This is a genomic window from Xanthomonas hortorum (assembly GCF_040279205.1).
GTDB lineage: Bacteria > Pseudomonadota > Gammaproteobacteria > Xanthomonadales > Xanthomonadaceae > Xanthomonas > Xanthomonas hortorum_F.
Map to the genome: position 1 here is coordinate 26,419 of NZ_JBEOLS010000015.1, position 21,444 is coordinate 47,862.

The 21,444-nt window shown below is 65.9% G+C and carries 20 protein-coding genes; 10 read left to right on the forward strand and 10 right to left on the reverse strand.

Annotation, left to right across the window (positions count from 1 at the left end):
• The first annotated feature begins 12 nt into the window (after window positions 1-12).
• Window positions 13-966: a DUF1684 domain-containing protein gene (locus tag ABS769_RS08520; RefSeq protein ID WP_317061593.1), complete on the forward strand. Its 954-nt coding sequence runs from the start codon at window positions 13-15 to the stop codon at window positions 964-966.
• 9 nt (window positions 967-975) lie between these two features.
• On the opposite strand, the gene ABS769_RS08525 is transcribed toward ABS769_RS08520, so the two are convergent.
• A complete protein-coding gene (locus tag ABS769_RS08525) occupies window positions 976-1,551 on the reverse strand; it encodes an N-acetylmuramoyl-L-alanine amidase (protein ID WP_317061594.1) in 576 nt (191 codons plus the stop codon).
• Between the two features lie 23 nt (window positions 1,552-1,574).
• Between ABS769_RS08525 and ABS769_RS08530 the strand changes: the two genes are divergently transcribed.
• The 9 genes from ABS769_RS08530 (at window position 1,575) to ABS769_RS08570 (ending at window position 11,195) form a co-directional block, all read left to right on the forward strand.
• On the forward strand, window positions 1,575-2,066 hold the full coding sequence (locus ABS769_RS08530) for an MOSC domain-containing protein (RefSeq protein WP_317061595.1): 492 nt from the start codon (window positions 1,575-1,577) through the stop codon (window positions 2,064-2,066).
• Window positions 2,063-2,590 (forward strand): YqiA/YcfP family alpha/beta fold hydrolase, encoded by a 528-nt coding sequence (locus ABS769_RS08535; protein ID WP_317061596.1) that lies wholly within the window; start codon window positions 2,063-2,065, stop codon window positions 2,588-2,590. The genes ABS769_RS08530 and ABS769_RS08535 overlap by 4 nt, the downstream gene beginning before the upstream one ends.
• A gap of 40 nt (window positions 2,591-2,630) precedes the next feature.
• Window positions 2,631-3,137, forward strand: coding sequence for a GNAT family N-acetyltransferase (locus ABS769_RS08540; protein WP_317061597.1), 507 nt, complete (start codon window positions 2,631-2,633; stop codon window positions 3,135-3,137).
• Between the two features lie 145 nt (window positions 3,138-3,282).
• Window positions 3,283-4,239 carry an SAM-dependent methyltransferase gene (locus ABS769_RS08545; RefSeq protein ID WP_317061598.1) on the forward strand — a complete coding sequence of 319 codons (957 nt, stop codon included), beginning with the start codon at window positions 3,283-3,285 and terminating at the stop codon, window positions 4,237-4,239.
• Between the two features lie 183 nt (window positions 4,240-4,422).
• The gene (locus ABS769_RS08550) at window positions 4,423-6,036 is read left to right on the forward strand and encodes an ABC-F family ATP-binding cassette domain-containing protein (RefSeq protein ID WP_317061599.1); all 1,614 of its coding nucleotides are present in this window, start codon (window positions 4,423-4,425) and stop codon (window positions 6,034-6,036) included.
• Between the two features lie 166 nt (window positions 6,037-6,202).
• Complete coding sequence (gene rlmKL / locus ABS769_RS08555) at window positions 6,203-8,338, forward strand: bifunctional 23S rRNA (guanine(2069)-N(7))-methyltransferase RlmK/23S rRNA (guanine(2445)-N(2))-methyltransferase RlmL (RefSeq protein WP_317061600.1); 2,136 nt, start codon at window positions 6,203-6,205, stop codon at window positions 8,336-8,338.
• Between the two features lie 206 nt (window positions 8,339-8,544).
• Window positions 8,545-9,321, forward strand: a complete 777-nt coding sequence (locus tag ABS769_RS08560; protein WP_317061601.1) for an NAD kinase — start codon at window positions 8,545-8,547, stop codon at window positions 9,319-9,321.
• 168 nt (window positions 9,322-9,489) lie between these two features.
• A complete protein-coding gene (locus tag ABS769_RS08565) occupies window positions 9,490-10,455 on the forward strand; it encodes a 5'-nucleotidase (protein WP_006450285.1) in 966 nt (321 codons plus the stop codon).
• Window positions 10,452-11,195: a transferase gene (locus tag ABS769_RS08570; protein WP_317061602.1), complete on the forward strand. Its 744-nt coding sequence runs from the start codon at window positions 10,452-10,454 to the stop codon at window positions 11,193-11,195. The genes ABS769_RS08565 and ABS769_RS08570 overlap by 4 nt, the downstream gene beginning before the upstream one ends.
• A gap of 80 nt (window positions 11,196-11,275) precedes the next feature.
• Here the strand turns inward: ABS769_RS08570 and ABS769_RS08575 are convergent, their stop codons facing one another.
• The 9 genes from ABS769_RS08575 to ABS769_RS08615 form a co-directional block, all read right to left on the reverse strand.
• Complete coding sequence (locus ABS769_RS08575) at window positions 11,276-11,842, reverse strand: DUF2939 domain-containing protein (protein ID WP_023903612.1); 567 nt, start codon at window positions 11,840-11,842, stop codon at window positions 11,276-11,278.
• Between the two features lie 124 nt (window positions 11,843-11,966).
• Window positions 11,967-12,653: a DUF2461 domain-containing protein gene (locus ABS769_RS08580; RefSeq protein ID WP_229011494.1), complete on the reverse strand. Its 687-nt coding sequence runs from the start codon at window positions 12,651-12,653 to the stop codon at window positions 11,967-11,969.
• On the reverse strand, window positions 12,650-14,095 hold the full coding sequence (gene sbcB, locus ABS769_RS08585; RefSeq protein WP_317061603.1) for an exodeoxyribonuclease I: 1,446 nt from the start codon (window positions 14,093-14,095) through the stop codon (window positions 12,650-12,652). The genes ABS769_RS08580 and sbcB overlap by 4 nt, the downstream gene beginning before the upstream one ends.
• A gap of 119 nt (window positions 14,096-14,214) precedes the next feature.
• On the reverse strand, window positions 14,215-15,582 hold the full coding sequence (locus tag ABS769_RS08590) for an FAD-dependent oxidoreductase (RefSeq protein WP_317061604.1): 1,368 nt from the start codon (window positions 15,580-15,582) through the stop codon (window positions 14,215-14,217).
• Between the two features lie 186 nt (window positions 15,583-15,768).
• A complete protein-coding gene (kynU, locus tag ABS769_RS08595; RefSeq protein WP_317061605.1) occupies window positions 15,769-17,040 on the reverse strand; it encodes a kynureninase in 1,272 nt (423 codons plus the stop codon).
• A 35-nt stretch (window positions 17,041-17,075) separates the two neighbouring features.
• Window positions 17,076-19,217 (reverse strand): FUSC family protein, encoded by a 2,142-nt coding sequence (locus tag ABS769_RS08600; protein WP_350498143.1) that lies wholly within the window; start codon window positions 19,215-19,217, stop codon window positions 17,076-17,078.
• A gap of 218 nt (window positions 19,218-19,435) precedes the next feature.
• Window positions 19,436-19,966, reverse strand: a complete 531-nt coding sequence (locus ABS769_RS08605) for a 3-hydroxyanthranilate 3,4-dioxygenase (RefSeq protein ID WP_006450277.1) — start codon at window positions 19,964-19,966, stop codon at window positions 19,436-19,438.
• Window positions 19,967-20,051: 85 nt separating this feature from the next.
• Window positions 20,052-20,714, reverse strand: coding sequence for a carbonate dehydratase (gene can, locus ABS769_RS08610; RefSeq protein WP_317061606.1), 663 nt, complete (start codon window positions 20,712-20,714; stop codon window positions 20,052-20,054).
• A gap of 91 nt (window positions 20,715-20,805) precedes the next feature.
• On the reverse strand, window positions 20,806-21,444 hold the full coding sequence (locus ABS769_RS08615; RefSeq protein ID WP_317061607.1) for an FMN-binding negative transcriptional regulator: 639 nt from the start codon (window positions 21,442-21,444) through the stop codon (window positions 20,806-20,808).

A 21,444-nucleotide genomic window follows, 5' to 3' on the forward strand; every position in this document is an offset into this window, starting at 1 on the left:
GTTGGGTGACTCATGCGGTTGCAGTTACAGATCGGCGCACTCTGCGTCGCGGCGTGGTCGATGGCTGCGTGCTCGGCGGGGTCGACCACTGGCGTCAACGATGCGCGTCTGGCCGGTCGCGGACAAAGCGATGAGAACGCGGTGTATCAGGTTGCGCTTGAACGTGCGCGTGCACAGCGTTTGACGCAGTTGCGGGCCCCCGACGGTTGGTTGAGCTACACCGGCTCCGGTCGCGTGCGGGCTGGCCAGTACCGGGTGGGCAGCGATCCGCAGAGCGACATCGTGTTGCCGGCCGGTCCCGCGCAGTTGGGGCAGCTGACGCTGGACACCGATGGCCGTGTGCACTTTGAAGCGGCCGCCGGTGCGCCGGTGACCTTGAACGGGAAGCGCATCGATCGCGTCATGTTGGAACCGGAGCGGGCAGGGCAGCGTGGCGATCGCCTGGACGTAGAGGGCCGGCAGTTCTATCTGGTGCAGACCGGCAGTTTGTTCGGCTGGCGTTTTCGCGATCCGGCTGCGCCGGCGCTGACCCAAGTCGATGGGCTGGACTATTTCCCAACCGATCCGCGGTGGCGCCTCCAGGCGCGCTGGGAGGCCTATTCCACGCCACGCACGACCACCTTGTTGACCTCGATCGGCACCCCGCTCACGGTCGATATACCGGGCGAAGCGGTGTTTTCGCGCCATGGCCACGAGTACCGCCTGCAGGCGCTGGCGCAGGAGGACGGAGAAGGCCTGTTTTTCCTGTTCGCCGACCGCACCAGCGGCAAGGAAAGTTATGGCGGTGCGCGTTATCTCTACACCGACGCGCCACGCGACGGCCGCATCGTGCTGGACTTCAATCTGGCCGAAAATCCGCCCTGCGCGTTGACGCCGCACGTGGTCTGCCCGATCGCGCCACCGGAAAATCGGCTGGATGTCGCAGTGAATGCAGGCGAGAAAACCTACCGCGTGCCGGAGCGCTGAGCGCAGCGTTTAGCGCGGCGTGTGCGACCACGTCACGGCCGCTTCGATGCGCGGCCATGGAAACATGGGGCCGGGGTCGAGCTTGCGCTGGATCTTGCGCGACGGATCGTCGCTGGCCGCTTCCTGGGTGGTGTCCAGTGCCTGATGACCGGCGATGCGGCTGACCGATGGCAGCTGCTGTTGTAGCCATTGCAGCAGGGTGATCAGCGCGACGATCTGGGCGTTGGAATAGGGCTCGGTCATGACCTGGTAACGCGAGTCCAGCCAATGCGGATAGCGGCCGCTATTGACCAGTTCGATGCCCAGCGTATGCGGGTTATGGCCGCGCACGTGATGTGCCACGCGCTCGAGCGCGACGTATTGCTGGATGCTGCCGTTGCGGTCGATGTAGTAATGGCCGCTGTTGCCTGTGCCGCTGTCGTAGAGCACGCGTTCGCCGTATTCGCGCGCCATCGCCATGTCGGGCAATTCGGTACAGTGGATGACCACCATGTTGATCTGTGTGAGCGCGCGTCGCGCCAGTCGCGATTCGTAGGACAACGGCGCGTAGGTGATCGGCGGAGACGGAAGGACGGCATCGGACATGGGGCGGATGCTAGCATTCGACGATGGCTTTGAATCCCGACAGCCCTTTGGGCAAATTGATGGCAACGCTGCCGCAGATCGGTCAGGTGACCTGGATCGGTGTACGCCCGGCACGCGACGTGGACATGATCGCGGTGGATGCGGCGCAGGCCACCACCGGTATTGGTTTGGTGGGCGACCGCTATAAAGGCGGCAGCGGCAAGCGTGGGCTGACCTTGATCCAGGCCGAGCATCTGCCGGTGATCGCCGCCCTGGCCGGTCACGCGACAATCGCGCCGGCCACGTTGCGGCGCAATCTGGTGGTGTCCGGCATCCCGCTGATCGCCTTGAAAGGGCGGCGCTTTCGTATCGGCGAGGTCGAGCTGGAAGGCACCGATCCGTGCGACCCGTGCTCGCGCATGGAAGATGCGCTGGGTGCGGGCGGCTACAACGCGATGCGCGGGCATGGCGGGCTGTGCGCGCGCATCCTGCGTGGCGGCGTGCTGCGCATCGGCGATACGGTGCAGGCGCTATGAGCCGCGGTCATTGCATCCTGTCGCACGGGTTCGAAAGTGGCCCCGACGCGCTGAAAGTCACCGCACTGGCCGACGTCGCCGAGCAGTTGGGCTGGACCCACGAGCGCCCGGATTACACCGATCTGGATGCGCGCCGCGAGGTGAGTTCGCTCGGCGATGTGCAGGGCCGGTTGCAGCGTTTGCTGCAGATTGCGCGTGCGGCGTCCGACAAGGGGCCGCTGGTGTTGGTCGGATCCAGCCTGGGGTCGTATATCGCTGCGCAGGTGTCGTTGCAGGTGCCAACGCGCGGGCTGTTTTTGATGGTACCGCCGACCAGGATGGGCCCGTTGCCGACGCTGGATGCGGCGGCCGTGCCGATTTCGATCGTGCATGCCTGGCGCGATGAACTGATTCCCGCTGCCGATGTGATCGCCTGGGCGCAGGCGCGCAATGCGCGCTTGTTGCTGGTCGACGACGAACACCGGCTGGCGTCGCATGTGGATGCGTCGGCGCGCGCGTTCGCCGAATTGTTGCAGAGCCTGTGATGCGTTCGCACTCGATTGCGTGCTGCATGCGGAGTTACCGATGGATGTATTGATCCGCGAAGCGAGCGACGGCGATGCCGCAGCGATCGAACTGCTGACGATGGTCGCGTTCATGCGCTCCGAACACAGCCGCCATGACGAGCAACACGTGATTGCCGCGTTGCGCAACGACGGCGCGCTGGCGTTGTCGTTGGTGGCCGACCACGACGGCTATGTGGTCGGGCATCTGGCGGTATCGCCGGTGTCGTTGTCGGACGACTCGCCTGGCTGGTACGCGCTGGGTCCGCTGGCGATCGGGCCGGGGCATCAGCGCCAGGGCCTGGGCACGCGCCTGGTGCAATCTGCACTGGCGAACTTGCGCGAGCGCGGTGCAGCCGGTTGTCTGGCACTGGGCGAACCGGCATTTTTTAAGCGTCTGGGGTTTGCGGTGGAGCCGGGCCTGGTGTTGCCCGACGTCCCGGTGTCCGAGCTGCAGGCGCTGGCATTCGGCGATCGGTTGCTGCCGCTGGCCGATGTGTCTTATCACCCGGCCTTCGGGCTGGGTTGAGTCGAGCCTCTATCGACCCGTTGCCGAGATCTGCGCCAGTGCAGTTCGCTCGGCGGCATCTTCAATCGCTATCGAGACGCCAGGACGCCGGCAGGGATCGCAGCATTGCGGGAGCTGCAATGGCGCTCTCCTGTCGAGGTGGAAGATGCAACGCGATGATGAAGACCTGGGTCAGGCCACGCATGCGGGCCGACTGATTTCCCACGGTAGCGATCACCAGGACGATACCGCTTTGCTGGCATCAATCAAATCGCGTCTGCGTCAGACCGGCGATCGATCCGATGCGGTGGTTCAACGTTTGATCGGTCTGGTCGATGCGCTCTGGTCGATCGAGTTTGGTCGGTTTCTGCTCAGAAATCGTGGGCTGAATGCCTATTGGACCCATCAGATGGTGACGTATCGCCCTGATGCACAGCCGAGCGATTCGATGTCGGCGATGGAACGTCATATCTTCGAGAAGGCGCCTGCGGCGCTGGCTACCCGCGAACGGTTCGGCATCTTCAGGCAGCAGCTGCAGGGGCTGCTGCGGCCAGGCATGACGCTGGCATCGGTGCCCTGTGGGTGGATGGGGGAGCTGTTGACGCTGGACTACCGTGAGTGCCCGGACGTGCGCCTGATCGGCATCGACCTGGATCCGCAGGCCTTGGAAGGGGCGCTCCAACTCGCACGGCAGCATGGGCTGGAGGGGCAGCTTTCGCTGCGTCTTGAGGACGCATGGACACCCGGCCCTGGCGATGAGGTGGATGTGCTGACGAGTAATGGTCTGAATATCTACGAGCCGGACGACGGGCGCGTGATCGCGCTGTATCGCGCCTTTTTCGAACGACTGACGCCAGGTGGCGTGCTGGTCGCAAGTTTTCTGACTCCGCCGCCGAGCATCTCTGCCGAGTCGCCGTGGAAGTTGGAGAACATTGACGCGGAGGCACTGACCCTGCAGAACCAGATATTCGCCGAGATCGTACAGGCGCGCTGGGCCTCGTTCCGGACCCATGCACACACCCGTCTGCAGCTGGAAAGCGCCGGGTTTACCGATATCCGGTTTATCGACGACGCCGCCAGCATATTTCCGACGGTGATGGCGCAGAAGCCATTGGCTCGATGAGTCGGCAACATCGCGTACTGCCCCGGGTTCCGTTTGCAGGGAGCGCTGACTTAAACTCTGCTGCGTTGTCCACTGTCTGAGGATTGGTCCAATGCGCCATTGATGCCGCCGTCGTGATGACGGCCTGACCCGCTGCTGGTCCGGTTGGATCGGCGCGTGTGCTGGCATGCAATGGAGACACGTATGACCTGTTCGTCGCTGACGCTGGAAAGCGTTGCGTATCTGCTGCCCGATGGCAGCCCGCTGTTTTCTGATCTGACGATTCACATCGACCAGCGCCCTACTGGCCTGGTCGGGCGCAATGGCGTTGGCAAGAGTGTGCTTGCGCGCCTGTTGGCCGGTGAGTTGCTGCCCAGTGCCGGGCGCTGCGTGCGCAGCGGCAGCGTGCATTACCTGCCGCAGCGGGTGAGCGTTGCGCCTGGACAAACCATTGCCGAGTTGGCGGGCATTGCGCCGCTGCTGGACGCGCTGGACAGGATCGCTGCTGGCAGCGTGGCGCCAGCCGATTTCGACCTGGTTGGCGAGCGCTGGAGCGCGCATGCGCAATTTGCCGCAGAACTGGAGCGACAAGGCCTGGGCGGGCGCGATCCATATGCACCGGCGGCGCAACTCAGCGGCGGCGAAGCGATGCGCGTGGCGTTGGCCGGTGCATTTCTGACCCAGCCGGACCTGTTGATTCTGGATGAGCCCAGCAATCATCTGGATGGCCCGCAACGCCAGCGGCTGATGGATCACCTGCAGGCGTGGAGCGGTGGCCTGGTGGTGATCAGCCATGACCGCAGCTTGCTCGAGGCGATGCAGCGCATCCTGGAACTGTCGCCGCACGGGCTGCGCAGTTATGGCGGCAATCACGCGTTCTATGCCCGGCAACGCGCGCTGGAACGGCAGGCGGCCAGCGATCTGCTGGCCGAGCGCAAACACGCACGCGCACGCGGCGAGCAGGCGCTGCGCGAGCAGCAGCAGCGTCAGCAACAACGCCAGGCACGCGGCGCGCGTGCTGCCGGTCAGGCCAATCAAGCGGCGATCCTGCTCGGCGGGCAGAAGCAACGCAGCGAAAACAGCGCCGGGCGGCTACAGCAGCAGCGTCAGGCCGAACAGGCACGGCTGAGCGAGGCGGTGGTGCAGGCCGCAGCGCAGGTGGAGGCCGATCCCGCGATCGCCGTGTTGGCGCCGGCAGCGCCCGCCGGCGCGTCGCGACGGTTGGCCACGCTGGAGCAGGTGGAACTGGCCGACGATCGGCTCGGCGGGCGTCGGGTGGATCTGTTGTTGCAGGGGCAGGCGCGGATTGGCCTGGTCGGCCCCAATGGCAGCGGCAAGTCCTCGTTGCTGCGCTTGTTGGCCGGGCACCTGCAGCCGAGCGCAGGACATTGCGAGGTGCATGTGCCGGTGGCGTATCTGGATCAGGACCTGGGGCTGCTGGACCCGGCGCGCTCGGCCGCTGCGCAACTGTACGCTGCCAACCCGGGCGCACCAGCCCACGCACAGCGGCTACGGCTGGCACTGCTGGGGCTGGACCAGACGCGTGCCGACCTGCCCACCGGCCAGCTCAGCGGCGGCCAGCGGCTCAAGGCGGCGCTGGCCTGCGTGCTGTACCGGGCGCAGCCGGCACAATTGTTGTTGCTGGACGAGCCGACCAACCATCTGGATCTGGCCTCGGTGGAGGCGGTCGAAGCGCTGCTGCGCGGCTACAACGGTGCGCTAATCGTCGCCTCGCACGATGCCGCCTTCCTGCAGCGGCTGGGTTTGCAGCAGCGCCTGGATACTGCGCAGCCACAATGGCGGCTGGCACCGTGGTGAACCGCACAGCGGGCGATCCGGCCGCCGGGCTGGTAAAGCCGGCGCCGATGGCCGACCATTTGCGCCCCGCCCGCAGCGGCCACGGCATTGCCCTCTAAGGCGCCGGCCCAGCGTCCTGCTCTCACGCTCGCCACGACGGCCAGCGTCTCCATCGATACCTGCCTACGTGAAATTCTTCGCATCCTGTGCCAAGGGCCTGGAATACCTGCTTGCCGACGAGCTGCTGTCGCTCGGCGCCAGCAAGGCCACCGCCACCATCTCCGGCGTCAATGTCGAAGGCGAGATGCGCGACGCGCAGCGCGCCGTCCTCTGGTCGCGCCTGGCCAGCCGCGTGCTGTGGCCGTTGAACGAGTTCGATTGCCCGGACGAAGACGCGCTGTATGCCGGCGTTTCCGAGTTGCCCTGGGACGAGCATCTGTCTGTCGGCCATACGCTGTCGGTGGATGCGCATGTCTCCGGCACTGCGATCACGCATGCCCGCTATGCGGCGCAGCGCATCAAGGACGCGGTGGTCGACACCATGCGCCGGCAGGGCCTGGAGCGCCCGTCGGTGGATCTGGAGAGCCCGGATCTGCGTCTGAACTTGTCGCTGCGCAAGGGCCGCGCCACCATTTCGGTGGATCTGGGGGGCGGCCCGCTGCATCGGCGCGGCTGGCGCATGGCGCAGAACGAAGCACCGTTGAAGGAGAACCTGGCGGCGGCCGTGCTGCTGCGCGCCGGCTGGCCGCGCGCCTACGCCGATGGCGGCGGCTTGCTGGATCCGATGTGCGGCAGCGGCACCTTGTTGATCGAAGGTGCGCTGATGGCGGCCGATGTCGCGCCCGGCCTGCAGCGCTATGGCAGCGATATCCCAAGCCGCTGGCGCGGCTTCGACCGCGAGGGCTGGCAACAGCTGGTGAGCGAAGCGCGCGAGCGCGACAGTCTCGGCCGCGCCGCGCTCAAGCAGGTGATCCACGGCAGCGACATGGACCCGCATGCGATCCGCGCGGCCAAGGAAAATGCGCAGGTGGCCGGCGTCGCCGAGGCGATCTGGTTCGGCGTGCGCGAGGTGGGCGATCTGCAGACTCCGCCGCAGGCCACCGGCGTGGTGGTGTGCAATCCGCCTTACGACGAGCGTCTGGCCGCCGATGCGGCGCTGTATCGCCGCCTGGGCGATACCTTGCAACGCGCCGTGCCGCAATGGCGGGCCAGCCTGCTGTGCGGCAACGCCGAGCTGGCGTATGCCACCGGCCTGCGTGCGGGCAAGAAATACCAGCTGTTCAACGGCGCGATCGAGTGCGCGTTGATCGTCTGCGACCCGATCGCGGTGCCGCGGCGCACCCCGTTGGCCGCACCGACCGCGCTCAGCGAAGGCGCGCAGATGGTCGCCAATCGTTTGCGCAAGAATCTGCAGAAATTCAAGAAGTGGCGCGCGCGCGAAGGCATCGAATGCTTCCGCGTCTATGACGCCGATCTGCCGGAATATTCCGCCGCCATCGACGTGTATCAGCAAGCCGATGGCGATCGCCGCGTGTTTCTGCATGTGCAGGAATACGCCGCGCCGGCGACGATTCCCGAAGCCGATGTGCGCCGTCGTCTGGGCGAACTGCTGGCCGCCGCGCGCGAGGTGTTCGAGGTGCCGGGCGAGCGTGTTGCGCTCAAATCGCGCGAGCGTGGCAAGGGCGGCAGCAAGTACGGCCGCTTCGAGCAGCGCAATGAGGTCATCAATGTGCGCGAGCACGGCGCGCTGCTGCGGGTGAATCTGTTCGATTACCTGGATACCGGGCTGTTTCTGGACCATCGCCCGTTGCGCGGCACCATGGCCACGCAATCCAAGGGGCGGCGCTTCCTCAATCTGTTCTGCTACACCGGCGTGGCCAGTGTGCAGGCGGCGGTGGCGGGTGCGAGCTCCACCACCAGCGTGGATCTGTCCGGTACCTATCTGCAGTGGTGCGCCGACAACCTGGCCCTGAACGGCCAGGCCGGCAGCAAGCACAAGCTGGTGCAGGCAGACGCGCTGGCCTGGCTGGAAGCCGAGCGCGCGCATTTCGACGTGATCTTCTGCGACCCGCCGACCTTTTCAAATTCCGCACGCGCGGAAGACTTCGATATCCAGCGCGAGCATGTGCGCCTGTTGCGCGCTGCAGTGGCGCGGCTGGCGCCGGGTGGGGTGCTGTATTTCTCCAACAACTTCCGCCGCTTCAAGCTGGATGAGGAATTGGTGGCCGAGTTCGCGCAGTGCGAGGAAATCAGCCCGCGCACCATCGACCCGGATTTCGAACGGCATGCGCGGATTCATCGGGCGTGGCGGTTGACGGCGTGATGAAGTGGCCTGGTCGCGTCTGACCGGGCGGTGTGCGCATTGCGCGCCTGGTATCGCCGGCGCTTGGCTGGCTGCCGTGCGCCGCACCACCGGCGGCGCCTGATCACGCAGGCGCAATCGCGGCCGGGCATGCGAGGGCAGGGCGTGGCCGCAACAAGCCCGGCACAGCGCTGCGGTATGCTGATTCGCATGCTTTGGAGTCAACGATGACCGCACCACCCCGCATCGCCTTTCTCGCCAGTCACGCCGAGCCGGCAGTGACCGCGCGCGCCCGTCTTGTGCAGCGCTATGGCGATCATCCGCTGGCCACCGCCGACATCGTCTGCGCCCTGGGCGGCGACGGTTTCATGCTGCAGACCCTGCACCGGCATGGCGCTGCCAGCAAGCCGGTGTTCGGCATGAAGCTGGGCTCGGTCGGGTTTTTGATGAACCAGTACCGCGACGACGAAGACGACCTGCTCGCGCGCCTGCAACGTGCCGAGCCGGCGCATCTGCGCCCACTGGAAATGCAGGTGCAGACCGAGTCCGGTGCCAGCACGGTGTCGCTGGCCTACAACGAGGTCTCGCTGCTGCGACAGACCCGCCAGGCCGCGCATCTGAGCGTGGATCTCAATGGTCAGACCCGCATCGCCGAGCTGATCGGCGACGGGGTGATGGTCGCCACGCCGGCCGGCAGCACCGCGTACAACTATTCCGCGCACGGGCCGATTCTGCCGCTGGGCTCGCACACGCTGGCACTGACGCCGATCGCCCCGTATCGCCCGCGTCGCTGGCGCGGCGCCATTCTCAAGGCCGATACCGAAGTGTGCTTCCGCGTGCTGGACCCGTACAAGCGCCCGGTCAGCGTCACCGCCGACTCGCACGAGATCCGCGATGTGGTCGAAGTGACCATTCGCGAATCCACGCAGCGCCAGGTGACGCTGCTGTTCGATCCCGAACACAATCTGGAAGAGCGCATTTTCAGCGAGCAGTTTGCGGTGTGAGGGGCGGGGATTGGGCATTCGGGATTCGGGATTGGCAACAGCCAGAGCGCTGCATGCAGCCGAGCCTGCGCGTGCCCACGGTACGATGCGGTGCACGTAGCGATCTCAACTCCAAAAACCTTCGTTGTTGCTCCAAACCAATCCCGAATCCCTAATCCCGGCCCCACAATGACTGACAACTCCCCCAGGCTCCTGACCGTCGCGGTGACTTCGCGCGCGCTGTTCGACCTCGAAGAAGGTCATGCGCTGTTCGAGGCCGATGGTGTGGAGGCGTATTCGGCGTTCCAGCGCGAGCATGAGGACGACATCCTGGAGCCGGGCGTGGCATTCCCGGTGGTGCGCAAGCTGCTGGCGCTCAACCACGATGTACCCGAAGACGCGCCGCGGGTGGAAGTGATCCTGCTCTCGCGCAATTCCGCCGATACCGGCTTGCGCATCTTCAATTCGATCCAGCACTACAACCTGGGCATCGTGCGCGCGACCTTCACCTCCGGTCAGCCGACCTGGCCATACGTGAAGCCGTTCGGCACCGATCTGTTTCTGTCGGCCAATCCGGAATCGGTGCGGCGTGCACTCACCCATGGCATTGCGGCGGCGACCATCATGCCGCGCGCGCCGGGCGAACGCGCCGAAGCCGCAGCGGCGATCGTGGACAACGACGAGAGCCGCTTGCCGACGCAGCTGCGTATCGCCTTCGACGGCGATGCAGTGATCTTCGGTGACGAGAGCGAGCGTATTTCGCGCGAGCAGGGCGTGGAGGCGTTTGGACGCCATGAACGCGAACGCGCGCGTGAGCCGCTGTCGGTCGGCCCGTTCCGCAATTTTCTGTCTGCGTTGCACACGCTGCAGGCGGCATTTCCGCCCGGCGAGGCCTCGCCGATCCGCACCGCGCTGGTCACCGCGCGCTCGGCACCGGCGCATGAGCGGGTGATCCGCACCCTGCGCGAGTGGGGCGTGCGTCTGGACGAGGCCTTGTTCCTGGGTGGGCGCCACAAGGGGCCGTTTTTGGAGGCGTTCGGCGCGGATATCTTCTTCGACGATTCGCAGCACAACATCGACAGTGCGCGCCAGCATCAGCATGTGGCCGCCGGTCATGTGCCGCATGGCGTGGCCAACGATCCGCCCAGCAGGTGAGCGACGTACCGAAGCCGTCTGCACGTGCCGCGCTGCGCTCCAGCTGGCGTCAGTTGGAGCTGTATTTCGCCGACGACACCGTGCAGACCCGCATGTCGCGCTGGGCGCCGTCTCGGCTGATGCTGCCGTACACGCGCGGCATGCTGGCTGCGTTATGGCTGCAGCCGCGTCCCGAGCGCATCGGCATTATTGGATTCGGCGGCGGCGCGCAGGCCAAGTTCTGCCATCGTTATCTGCGCAGCACGCGCATCGAGGCGGTGGACGCCGATGCGCAGGTGCTGGCGTTGCGCGATGCGTTTGCCGTGCCGCGCGACGATGCAAGGCTTGAGGTCACGCACGGCGATGGTGCGCAGTGGATCGGCACGCGTGCCGGGCGCTACGATCTGTTGCTGCTGGATGCTTACGATGCCGACGGCATTCCGCCCGCGCTGTGCACGCCCGAGTTCTACGCCGATTGCCGCGCTGCGCTGACACCCAGCGGTGTGCTGGCGTTGAACCTGTTCCAGGTGCCGCTTGCCGGGCATCTGGCCAAGCTGCGCGATGTCTTCGATGGGCGGGTGCTGCTGTTGCCCGAACCGGATCTGCGCAATCAGGTGCTGTACGCCTGGAATGGCAAACGCACGCCGGGCACTGCGGAACAGGCATTGGCGTCGTTGCCGTGGTCGGCGCGTCGGCAGTTGCGGCCGGCGATGCTGCGGCTGCAGGCGGCGTGGATGGAGCGGGCCTGGCGGTATGCGTAAGCCGCTGTAGCTGGGCGGTTTGACACTCGTTGCAAGCGTGCGCGATGTCGAAAGTTACAAGCGCGCCTGCAAGCGCACCGTTACGGGGTGAGCGGATTGCCGGCGTCAGCCAGCGGCAACTGGATATCGGTCAGCCGCCAACGCAAGCCTTGTCGGGTCAGTACGAAGACTACCGGCGCTCCGGTTGCGGTGCGCGTGGTGGCGGTGAAGCGGCGGGTGGATTCGAAGCGCTGCTCGGCGCCTTGCAGCGGACGCGCCGGCGCTGGCGCCGCATAGGTATCCGGGCTGACGGTCTCGCCAGTGACGCGATTCCACACGCTATGGCCTTGCAGTAGCGCACCGATGCCCAGCGGCGTCACCAGCGTGTCCACGCCGGCGCCGCTGATGCCACTGGCAAGCTGCAACGCGAACCCACCGAGCAGACTCGATTGCATGCTGCTGCCGGCCTGGCGAATCAGATAATCGTCCAGTTGCGCCTTGAGGTTGACCCGCAGGCTGGGGAAATCCACGTGGCGTTCCAGCTGCCCGGCATCGCGATTGGCGACTGCCTCACTGATGCCGCGAATGGCCAGATATGGGCCTGCCACCACGTAACTGGCCAGTAGCAGCACGGCCAGCACAGGCACTAGCAACCAGCGTTTTTTCATGGTGCGCAGTCCATTGCTGGTGGTGGCGGGGAAGACGTCGCTACATGCGAACACCTAGCGAAAAAACCCCGCCGCACTCCGCTTGCCGGTGCAGTCGCGATCGCTGTCTGCGCTGCGCGCTGCATCAAAACTCCAGATCCAAGGCGGCGCACAGATAATCGACAAACGGCGCCAGCACCACCAGATCCGCTTCGATGGTCTGGCGCAGGCGCGGGCCGGTCATGATGGTGTCGTCCAGATGCCGCAGATAGGCCCAATTGCGATGCTTGAGATCGTCGATGAATTCGAAATCGTTGGGAAATCCGCGCGGTGCGCGCACCAGTTTTTCGCTGTCGTCCAGCGCGAACTTGCGGCGCAGTCTGGGTTCGTATGCGGCCGCTTTCCAGTTGGCGGGATTGTCGAAAATGAACTGGCGCAGTTTGCGCTGGGTATCCGGCTCCGGGTGCCACAACCCCGCACCGACAAAGCTCTCGCCCGGCTGCAGATGGAGGTAGAACGAGGGCGCCGGAACCTGGCGGCGGCGCTCATGAAACAGGCGCGCACCTTGCCAGTTCTTGTACGGCGATTTGTCGTTGGAAAACCGCGCATCGCGGTAGATGCGAAACAGCGAACCGCCCTGGGTCTTGGGATCGGCGCGATAGTGTTCGCTGACCTCGGCCAACGCCGGCTGCAGGTCGGTGATGAGCTGCAGAAACGGCTGGCGCACGTGCGCCTCGTACTGATGCCGGTGGTCGTTGAACCAGGTCTTGTCGTTGTGGCGCGCCAGAGCGCGCAGAAACTTGAAGCTGGCGTCGGAAAAATAGGTGGTCATAGCGTGCGTTGGAGGTCCAAACCCCAGGCGGCGAGCTGGTCGAGTAGGGCTTGCTTGGTAGCATCGTCGGGGTGAGCAAGCCGTAAATCCGCGATCTGCGCATGGAACTGGTCGAGCGTGACTTCGCCCAAACCACGGTCTTCTAGCAGGCGCTGGCGGCGGTACACGTTCCAGCGTTCCTGCTCTTCGAACGACAGCGTTTGCGGCCAGTTGCGCGCGCGGTAGCGGAACAGCAGCTCGACCAGGCGCGGGTCGCGAAAGCGCGATTCCAGCGCGCCCAGTTCGGCCGGCGCGCTAGCACGCACCTGCGCCAGCAGGCGCTTGTCGCCTTCGGCCAGGAAGCCGTCGTAGAGCGAGGCATCGGCGTCGTTGACCGCTGGTGCCCCAGCGCGCTCGTTGCCATACACCTGGCGCACTTTTTCGGCGAGCTCGGGGCCGAGTTCGCGCAGGCGCGCGGCTTTGGCCAACACCGCATCGTGGTCGATGCCCAGGCGCTGGAAATCCGCTTCCCGCAAGTGTTGCCAGGCCACCAACGCCGGCGACTTGTTCAGATGCACTTCTTTCAGCGGAATGCGCTGCTCGCCTTCTGGCAGGTCGGCGGCGCGGATATACAACCGGTCGGCGATCTCATCCGGGCTCAGGCGCAACAGCACCTCCGGGTCGCCGTCCAGGTCAAATACGATCACGCGGCTGTCGATGCGCGGATGGCGCGTCAGCGGCAGCACCGCGGCGGCGCACATGCGCGAGGCGGGATAGCGCTGCGAAATATGCAGCACCGGCTGCATGGCGATGACATCCAGCAACGTCGCCGCAAAGCGCTTGTCGCGCAGACGCAGCGCGTACTCCCACAATTTCGGTTGATGTTGCTGGAATCTGCGCGCCATGCCGATGGTGGCGTACACGTCCGACAGCGCCTCGTGCGCATCGCCTTCGCGCACCGCGTTGGCATCGGCCAGGTGTTCGAGCTTGAACGAGGTGGCGCCGTCTTCGCGCTGCGGCCAGATGATGCCGTCCGGGCGCAGTGCATGTACCAGCCGCAACACATCGAGCAGATCCCAACGCGAATTGCCGCCGCGCCACTCGCGCTCGTAGGGATCGTAGAAATTGCGGAACAGACCGCAGCGCACGAACTCGTCATCGAAGCGGATCGAGTTGTAGCCCAGCGTGCAGGTCTGCGGCCGGCTCATCTGTTCGGAAATGCGCGCAAACGCCTCGGCCTCGCTAATGCCTTCGCGCAGCGCGTGCTGCGGGGTGATGCCGGTGACCATGGTCGCGTACGGGGAGGGCAGCAGATCGTCGGCCGGCTGCACGTAGAAACTGATCGGTTCTTCGATCACGCGCAGTTGCGCATCGGTGCGCACAGCGGCGAACTGCGCGATGCGCGTGCGGCGCGGATCCTGGCCGAAGGTTTCCAGGTCGTAGAAGAGAAAGCTGTCAGGCATGCCGTATCAAATCCAGATCCGCGGCGCGCTGCGGAGGGCGCCGCCAGTGCTGGCTAGTATCTCTCATCCGCGCGCCGGCTCGCTGACGCCGGCCTGTGTGCGACGATCAGTGCAAGGGATCAGTGCGCGCCTTCCAGCGGCTGCAGACGCGCATGCACGACCGCTTCCAGCGCTGCCCAGTCGATGCGCGACAGATCGGTGTGCCCGCGCGTGGCTTCGACCAGGATCTCGCGCTGGATCTCGCTGCGCGCCAGGGCGATCGAATAGCGCGTGCGCAGGAAGGTCACCATCGTGTAATGCGGCACGAAGCGGGTGGGCCAGCGTGTCTGCAGTTCCTGTTCCAGCGCGCGTTGCAGCAGGAACGCGGCATCGCCGACGCGGTCGCGCATTTCCAGGTAGTTTTCCAGTGCCATCTGCTGGATCGCTGCCGCATCGTCGCGGCGCGCCGCTTCGAACGCGGCAAACGCGGTTTCGAGATCGTCGTGCGCGTCCAGCTGCTCTGCCAATGCCACGCAGTCTTCGAAGGCGCAATTCATGCCCTGGCCGTGGAACGGCACCATCGCATGCGCGGCGTCGCCGATCAGCAATGCGCGGCCGTCCAGATGCCAGCGGTCCAGCGTCAAGGTGCCGAGCAGCCCGGGCGGATGTTCTTCCCAATGCTCCTTGAGCTGCGGAATCAGCGGCAAGGCATCCGGGAAGTCGCGCGCGAACAAGGCCAGCGCTTCGTCGCCGGTGCGCGTGGTGGCAAAGCTCGGCTCGCCCGTGTTGGGCAGAAACAGCGTGACGGTGAAGGTGCCGCCATCGTTGGGCAGCGCGATGCACATGTAGCGCCCGCGTGGCCAGATGTGCAGCGCGTTGCGTTCGATGCGGAAACCGCCGCCGGGCAGGGGCGGAATTTCCAGTTCCTTGTACGAGTGGTCCAGAAATTCGATGCGCTCGCCCAGCGGCGATTTGCGCTGCATCGCCGCGCGTAGTGCAGAGCCGGCGCCGTCGCTGCCGATCAGGCTCTGGAAGTGGATCTCGTGCGGCTGGTCGTCGCGGTCGTCGATGAAGCGCGCGTAGCCGGCATCGAAATCCACCGTGTGCAGGCGCCGATAAAAATGCACACGTGCACCGGCCTGTTCGGCCAGATCCAGCAATGCGACGTTCAATGCGGCGCGGTGGATCGACCAGATCACTTCGCTGTCGTCGCGCCCGTAGCGTTGCAGCTGCGGCTCGCCAACCAGCGGATGCACCATGCGCCCGCGCATCATCACCGCCTTGCCCATTACTGCGTCTTCGGCGCCGGCCTGGCGTAGCGCGTGGCGGCCGCGTTCGGCCAGCGCCAGGTTGATCGAGCGGCCGGACTCGTAGCCCTTGACGCGCGGATCGCCGCGGCGCTCATAGACGGTGACCTGCCAGCCGCGACGCGACAGCAGGATAGCCAGCAGGCAACCGGCCAGACCGGCGCCGATCAGTGTCAGGGAACGAGGAGAGACTGCGCTCAATGCGGTATCCGGCAGCGGCCGGACGCGGGTGCCGGCGAAGAGGGAAAAGGTGAAGAGGGAAAAGGTGAAGCGGCTGGCAACAGCGCAAGCCGGTCAGCCAGGTGCGGGCTTGGAGTGTACGTGCGCGTGCGCCGGTTCCGGCTCACGTGCACACCTGTTCGATGGCACAGTCTGTGCCGTACGTGCTCAGGCGGCGGCCCAGGTTTCTACCTGCTCGACCAGCCGGTGCAGATCGCAGAAGCGGTTGTACAGCGGCACAGGTGCGATGCGGATCACGTCCGGCTCGCGCCAGTCGCCAAGCACGCCGACCGACTGCAGATACTCGAACAGCGAGCGCCCTTGCGCCCGCCCGCCGGCCACCCGCAACGACAACTGGCAACCGCGCTGCGCCGGCTCGGACGGGGTGACAATCTGCAGCACCTGCGGCACGCGGGCGTGGATCAGCTGTTCCAGATGGCCGGTGAGCTGTTCGGATTTCGCCCGCAATGCCGGTATGCCGGCCTGGTCGAACAACTCAAGCGACGCACGCAGCGGCGCCAGCGCCAGCACCGGCGGATTGCTCAGCTGCCAGCCTTCGGCACCGGGCGAGGGCACGAACTGCGGGTCCATGCGGAAGCGGGTCTGCTGTTCGTGCCCCCACCAACCCGCCATGCGCGGCAAGTCGCTGTTGGCGTGGCGTTCGTGCACGAAACAACCGCCCACCGCACCGGGCCCTGCGTTGAGATATTTGTAGTGGCACCACACCGCGAAATCCGCGCCGTCGTCGTGCAGCGTCAGCGCGATATTGCCGACCGCATGCGCCAGGTCGAAACCCACCATCGCGCCCTGCGCGCGTGCCAGCCGCGCGATTTCGCCCAGCTCGAAGGCCTGGCCGGTGCGGTACTGGATGCCGGGCCACAGCACCAGCGCCAGCCGCGGACCGTGCCGTGCGATGGCATCGGCGATCGCCGCCATCGATACCGTGCCATTGGGTTGGTCGGCTTCCACTTCGATCAGGTGTGTGGCCGGATCCAGCCCATGCAGGCGCAGTTGCGATTCCACCGCATGGCGGTCGGAAGGAAACGCACCGGCTTCGATCAGGATCGCGCCGCGCTCGGGCGTGGGGCGGTAAAAGCTGGCCATCATCAGATGCAGATTGACGCTCAGCGTGTTCATCGCGACGACTTCGCCGGGCAGTGCGCCGACCACACGTGCCAGGCCATCACGCACCAATTGGTGATACGTCAGCCATTGCGTAGGGCCGGTGAAGTGGCCTTCCACTGCGAGTGCGCCCCACTGGTCGAGCACTTCGTCCACCATTGCGCGCGCGGCGCGCGGCTGCAGGCCCAGCGAATTGCCGACGAAATAGGTCTGATCCTGGCCTCCATGCTGCGGGAACACGAACGCATCGCGCAGGCGGCGCAGCGGGTCGGCGGCGTCCAGTGCAACGGCATGGGCGCGGGACAGCGGGTCGGTCATCGTCAAGGCTCGCAGCGCGGGTCGGTGAGGTCAGTTTACCCGCCGGCGGTGGGTGCGCCGTCGTGCACGGCCGGTGCCTCTGCAGAGGTACCGGTAGAAGCTGGTCGGGCCGGGCGCAACAGATGGGTCAAGGTGCCGATGCTGTCGGTGATGCGGTCGACGGTGTCGGCCAGTGCAGCGGTGGTGGGCGAGCTGTCGGGCAGCGCGGCCAACGCATCGGACAAACGGCGCTCGGCGCTGCGCAAGGTGGCCGCTGCGGGGATGCCGCCGTGGATCAGGCAGTCGATCAGGTCCGACAGCGCCTGATCGGCCTGTTCCGCAAATGCGGGCAATGCCGCCAGCGTGGGTAAGGGGTGGCCATCGCGCAGCACCGCTTCCAGCGACAAGGTGGCGCGGATCAGACGGTTGCCGTTGGCCAGTAGCGATTCGGCAAGTTTGAGTTCGTGCAGATTGCGCCGGCTGCGTGGCTCGCCGCGTAGCCGTTCGATCGAGGCCTGCGCATTGGTGCGTGCCACACGTGCGGCGGCGCGGGTATCGCTTAAATCCTCCATCTGGCCAAGCAACAGATGGCGCAGATGATCGCGATACGCGCTGAGCAGTTGCGCCAGCGATGCGCGGATATGCCGGCGTTCGCGCGTGGGCCACAACGCGTAGGCGATCAACGCCCATGCGCTGCCAGCTACCGTTGCCTGCAGACGCGCACCGATGGCGTCGCCGGGCGCCACGCCTTCGAACGACAGCAACAGCACCAGCATGCCGGTCAGAAACGCGACACCGATACCGTAATTCACCTGCGTCAACAAGCGGAAACCCAGGCAAAACAGCGCCAGCAACGCCAGCCGGATGCTGGCGCCATCCATCGCAAAATGGGCGAGTAACGTGGCCACCAACAAGCCGACGAAGGTACCTGCCACGCGCAAGGCGCCGAAGCTGAAAGTGCCGCCGAAATCCGGCTTGAGCACGATGGCGGTGGTCATCGGAATCCAGAAGCCGTGCGGAATCTGCTGCCAACGCTGGAAGGCGATCGCCAGTGCCAGACACACGCCGCAACGCAACGCATGCCGAAACGCCACCGAGGACAGATCCAGATTTGCGCGCAAGGTGGCCAAGGTCGCCGCTGGCCGCAAGGCTGCCGGTAAACGGGCTTCGGCCAACTGCGCCTGGATCTCGCCACGGCTGCTGGCCCAGTGCGCATTGCGGATCAGGGCGCGCAACTGGCCGCCCAGGCCTTGCGCGCGCGCCACCGCCACCCGCACCAGCCGGCGTTCGCGGGTATCGGCGTTGTCGTGCTGAAACTGCGCCAGGGCCGCGACCAGATCGTCGAAGCCGGTCATCGAGGAATCCGCCGCTAACGGGTCTTCGCCCACCGTCATTGCGTGTGCGAGTTGTTCCAGCACGATGGCGCTGCGTTCGAGCACGCGTTCGATGGCCGGGCGCGCCTGCGAGTCGGTCAGGCGGGTGTCGGCATCGGCCAGCGACAGCAGCTCCAGCCGTACCCGATCGCAGAGCTCGGCAATGATGCGAAAGCTCTGCACGGCGATCGCGCGCGAGCGATGTTCGCCGTGCAGCATCACCATCGCATCGAGCACTTCCTGCGTTGCCGGCGGCGCGGCGCTGGCTTCCGGGCGCTGGCGTGCAATGCCTGCCAGCTGGCGCATCAGATCGGCCAGTGCGAAGCGTTCCGGGCGATAGCGTTGCAGCGGCCACGCGGCCAATGCCAGCACGACCTGAAGCAGGCCGCCGGCGAAGATCAGCGCGGCCACGCCCGGTGCCTGCTCGATCGGCAAGCGCATATCGGCGCTGACCACCAGCAGGATCATGCTGGTCAGGCCCACGCGCGCGGCCACCGGGCCGAGCGCCACCAGCAGCCCGCCGCCCAGGCCGAGCAACAAGCCGGCGACCACCAGGGCAGGGGTGTTATGGCCGACCCAAATGCCAAGCAACGCGGCCGCACCGGCGGCCAGCGCGGCCATCAACATGCGTTGCAGACGCGCGCGATACGGGCCAGGCTGGTCGGTGAACATGGTGTTGAGCGCGCCGGTGCACACTGCCAGACCCGCAGCGACATGCCCGGTGGCCACGCCCACCGCCAGCGGCAGCACCACTGCGGCGGTGTTGCGGAGCGCGACGCGCAGTGGCACGTCGCGCGGTTTGAGATCGATCAGTGCGCGCAGCATGGCATCGGTGGCAGTGCGTTCGAGCGGCATGCACGTTGCGCGTCTGCGCGGATGAAAGTTGCGCGGATGACAGACAGGCGTGTTGTTGGCCGGCGTGCGGTCGCTGCGTCGCCTGCCATTGCAACCTCGCCGCACGACGCGCGCACCAGCCACGGTCGTTCGAGCGCCGTCGAGCGCCTCCCGCTTCGCGTGTTCTGCATCGTCACCCTCTGCGCCACTTACGCCTCAGTTGCGGCATAACGCTCTGGCGCCGGATGCACGTGCCCGCACTGGGTGCAGGTGCGCAGCGCAAGCGAGCGGTAGAAATGATCGAACACCGGCGGAAAATCGGTTTCGATGTTCTGCAGCGGAAACATCGCCTCGTACAGTTTGTGATTGCACTGCGGGCAATACCACTGCAGGCCGTCCTGTTCGTTGGGCAAGCGCTCGCGTTCGATGACCAGGCCGATCGAGCCGGCCGCGCGCTGCGGTGAGTGCGGCACCTTCGGTGGCAGTAGAAAGATTTCGCCGGCGCGGATCGGGATGTCGCGCGCCACGCCCTCGTCCTGCACCTTCAGCACCATCTCGCCTTCGAGCTGGAAGAACCACTCCGGGCCCTCATCGTAGTGATAGTCGGTGCGCGCATTCGGCCCGCCGACGATCATGATGATGAAGCCGTCCTGCTGGATGCATTTGTTGCCCACCGGCGGTTTGAGCAGGTGGCGGTATTGCTCGATCCAGGCATGCAGGTTGATCGGCGGGACCAGCATCGACGTTCCTCGGCAAAGAAGACGTCCAGCATAGCCAACCGACGGCGCCGATGGGCGCCGCGGCTGGATGGCGTGCGGGTGCCGCTCAGCGTTCGGCGTGATCGGCCTGGATGCGCGCCAGTGCGACGTCGTAACGCTCCTGCAGCAGCTCGGAGCGGTCGATCGACATGCCCAGGTCGTGCACGCGGCCATCGCGCAGGCTGTAGACCCAGCCATGCACGCACAGCTCCTGGCCGCGTTCCCATGCATCGCGCACGATGGTGGTGCGGCAGACATTGACCACCTGCTCGAGCACGTTGAGCTCGCACAACCGCGCGTGCTGCGCCGGCAATTCACCGGCATCGTGCAGACAGACTTCATGCTTGTCGGCCACATCGGTGACGTGGCGGATCCAGTTGTCGACCAGGCCCATGCGCTTCTGGGTGAGGCTGGCGAAGACGCCGCCGCAGCCGTAATGACCTACCACCAGCACGTGCTTGACCTTAAGCACGTCCACCGCGAACTGGATCACCGACAGGCAATTCAGATCAGTGTGCACCACCACGTTGGCGATATTGCGGTGCACGAACACCTCGCCCGGCGCCATGTCGATGATCTGGTTGGCCGGCACGCGCGAATCCGAGCAGCCGATCCACAGATATTCCGGGGTCTGCTGGGTGGACAGCTTGGAGAAGAATTCCGGGTCTTCGCGACGGATGCGCTCGGACCAGGCCTGGTTGTTTGCGAGTAAATGGTTGAGCTCGTTCATGCGCGCAGTATTCCAGAGGAAAGAGGGCAGGGTGTGTTCGAGAGAGGAGCCATAAAGCGGTGGTGCAGAAATCGACTGTGTGCCGTGCCGGTCAGGCGGTGCCATCGCGTGCGCGCAAGGCATCGCGCATCAGCGTGGCCAGCTCACGGGATTCGCTGGAGGCTTGTTGTTCCAGCGCATCGCTGACCGCAGCGACATTGCCGGCCGGATGGTTCTGACTGAGCTTGAAGGTGAGCTCGATGCGGCTGGGCACGAAGCGAAAACCGACCAGGCCGCGCAGTTGCCGGCGGTGACTGTCGCGCTCCATCTCGAACAACCAATCGCTGCCCACACGCTGTTCGAAATGCGCGCTCATGCGGCCGATCAGATCGCCGACCTCCCGCTCATCGGTGATCTGGCTGCAACGGCCATGCAGATGCGCCACCGCGTAATTCCAGGTCGGCACGCGCGCGGCAGGCTCCTTGTCCAGATACCAGCTGGGCGACACGTAGGCGTGCGGTCCCTGCACCACGATCACCGCATCGCCGGGCTGGCGTGCCTGCGGGTTGGGGCGCGCCCAGTGGCCTTCGATGATTACGGCCTGCGCATCGCGTTGGTACAGCACCGGCAGATGCGTGATTGCCGGCTGGCCGTCCTCGCCCTGGCTGATCAGGGTGACAAACGGGTCGCGCGCGATCAGCCAGTCCAGCAAGGCCAGATCGGTCTGCACAAACGCGCGTGGGGCGTACAT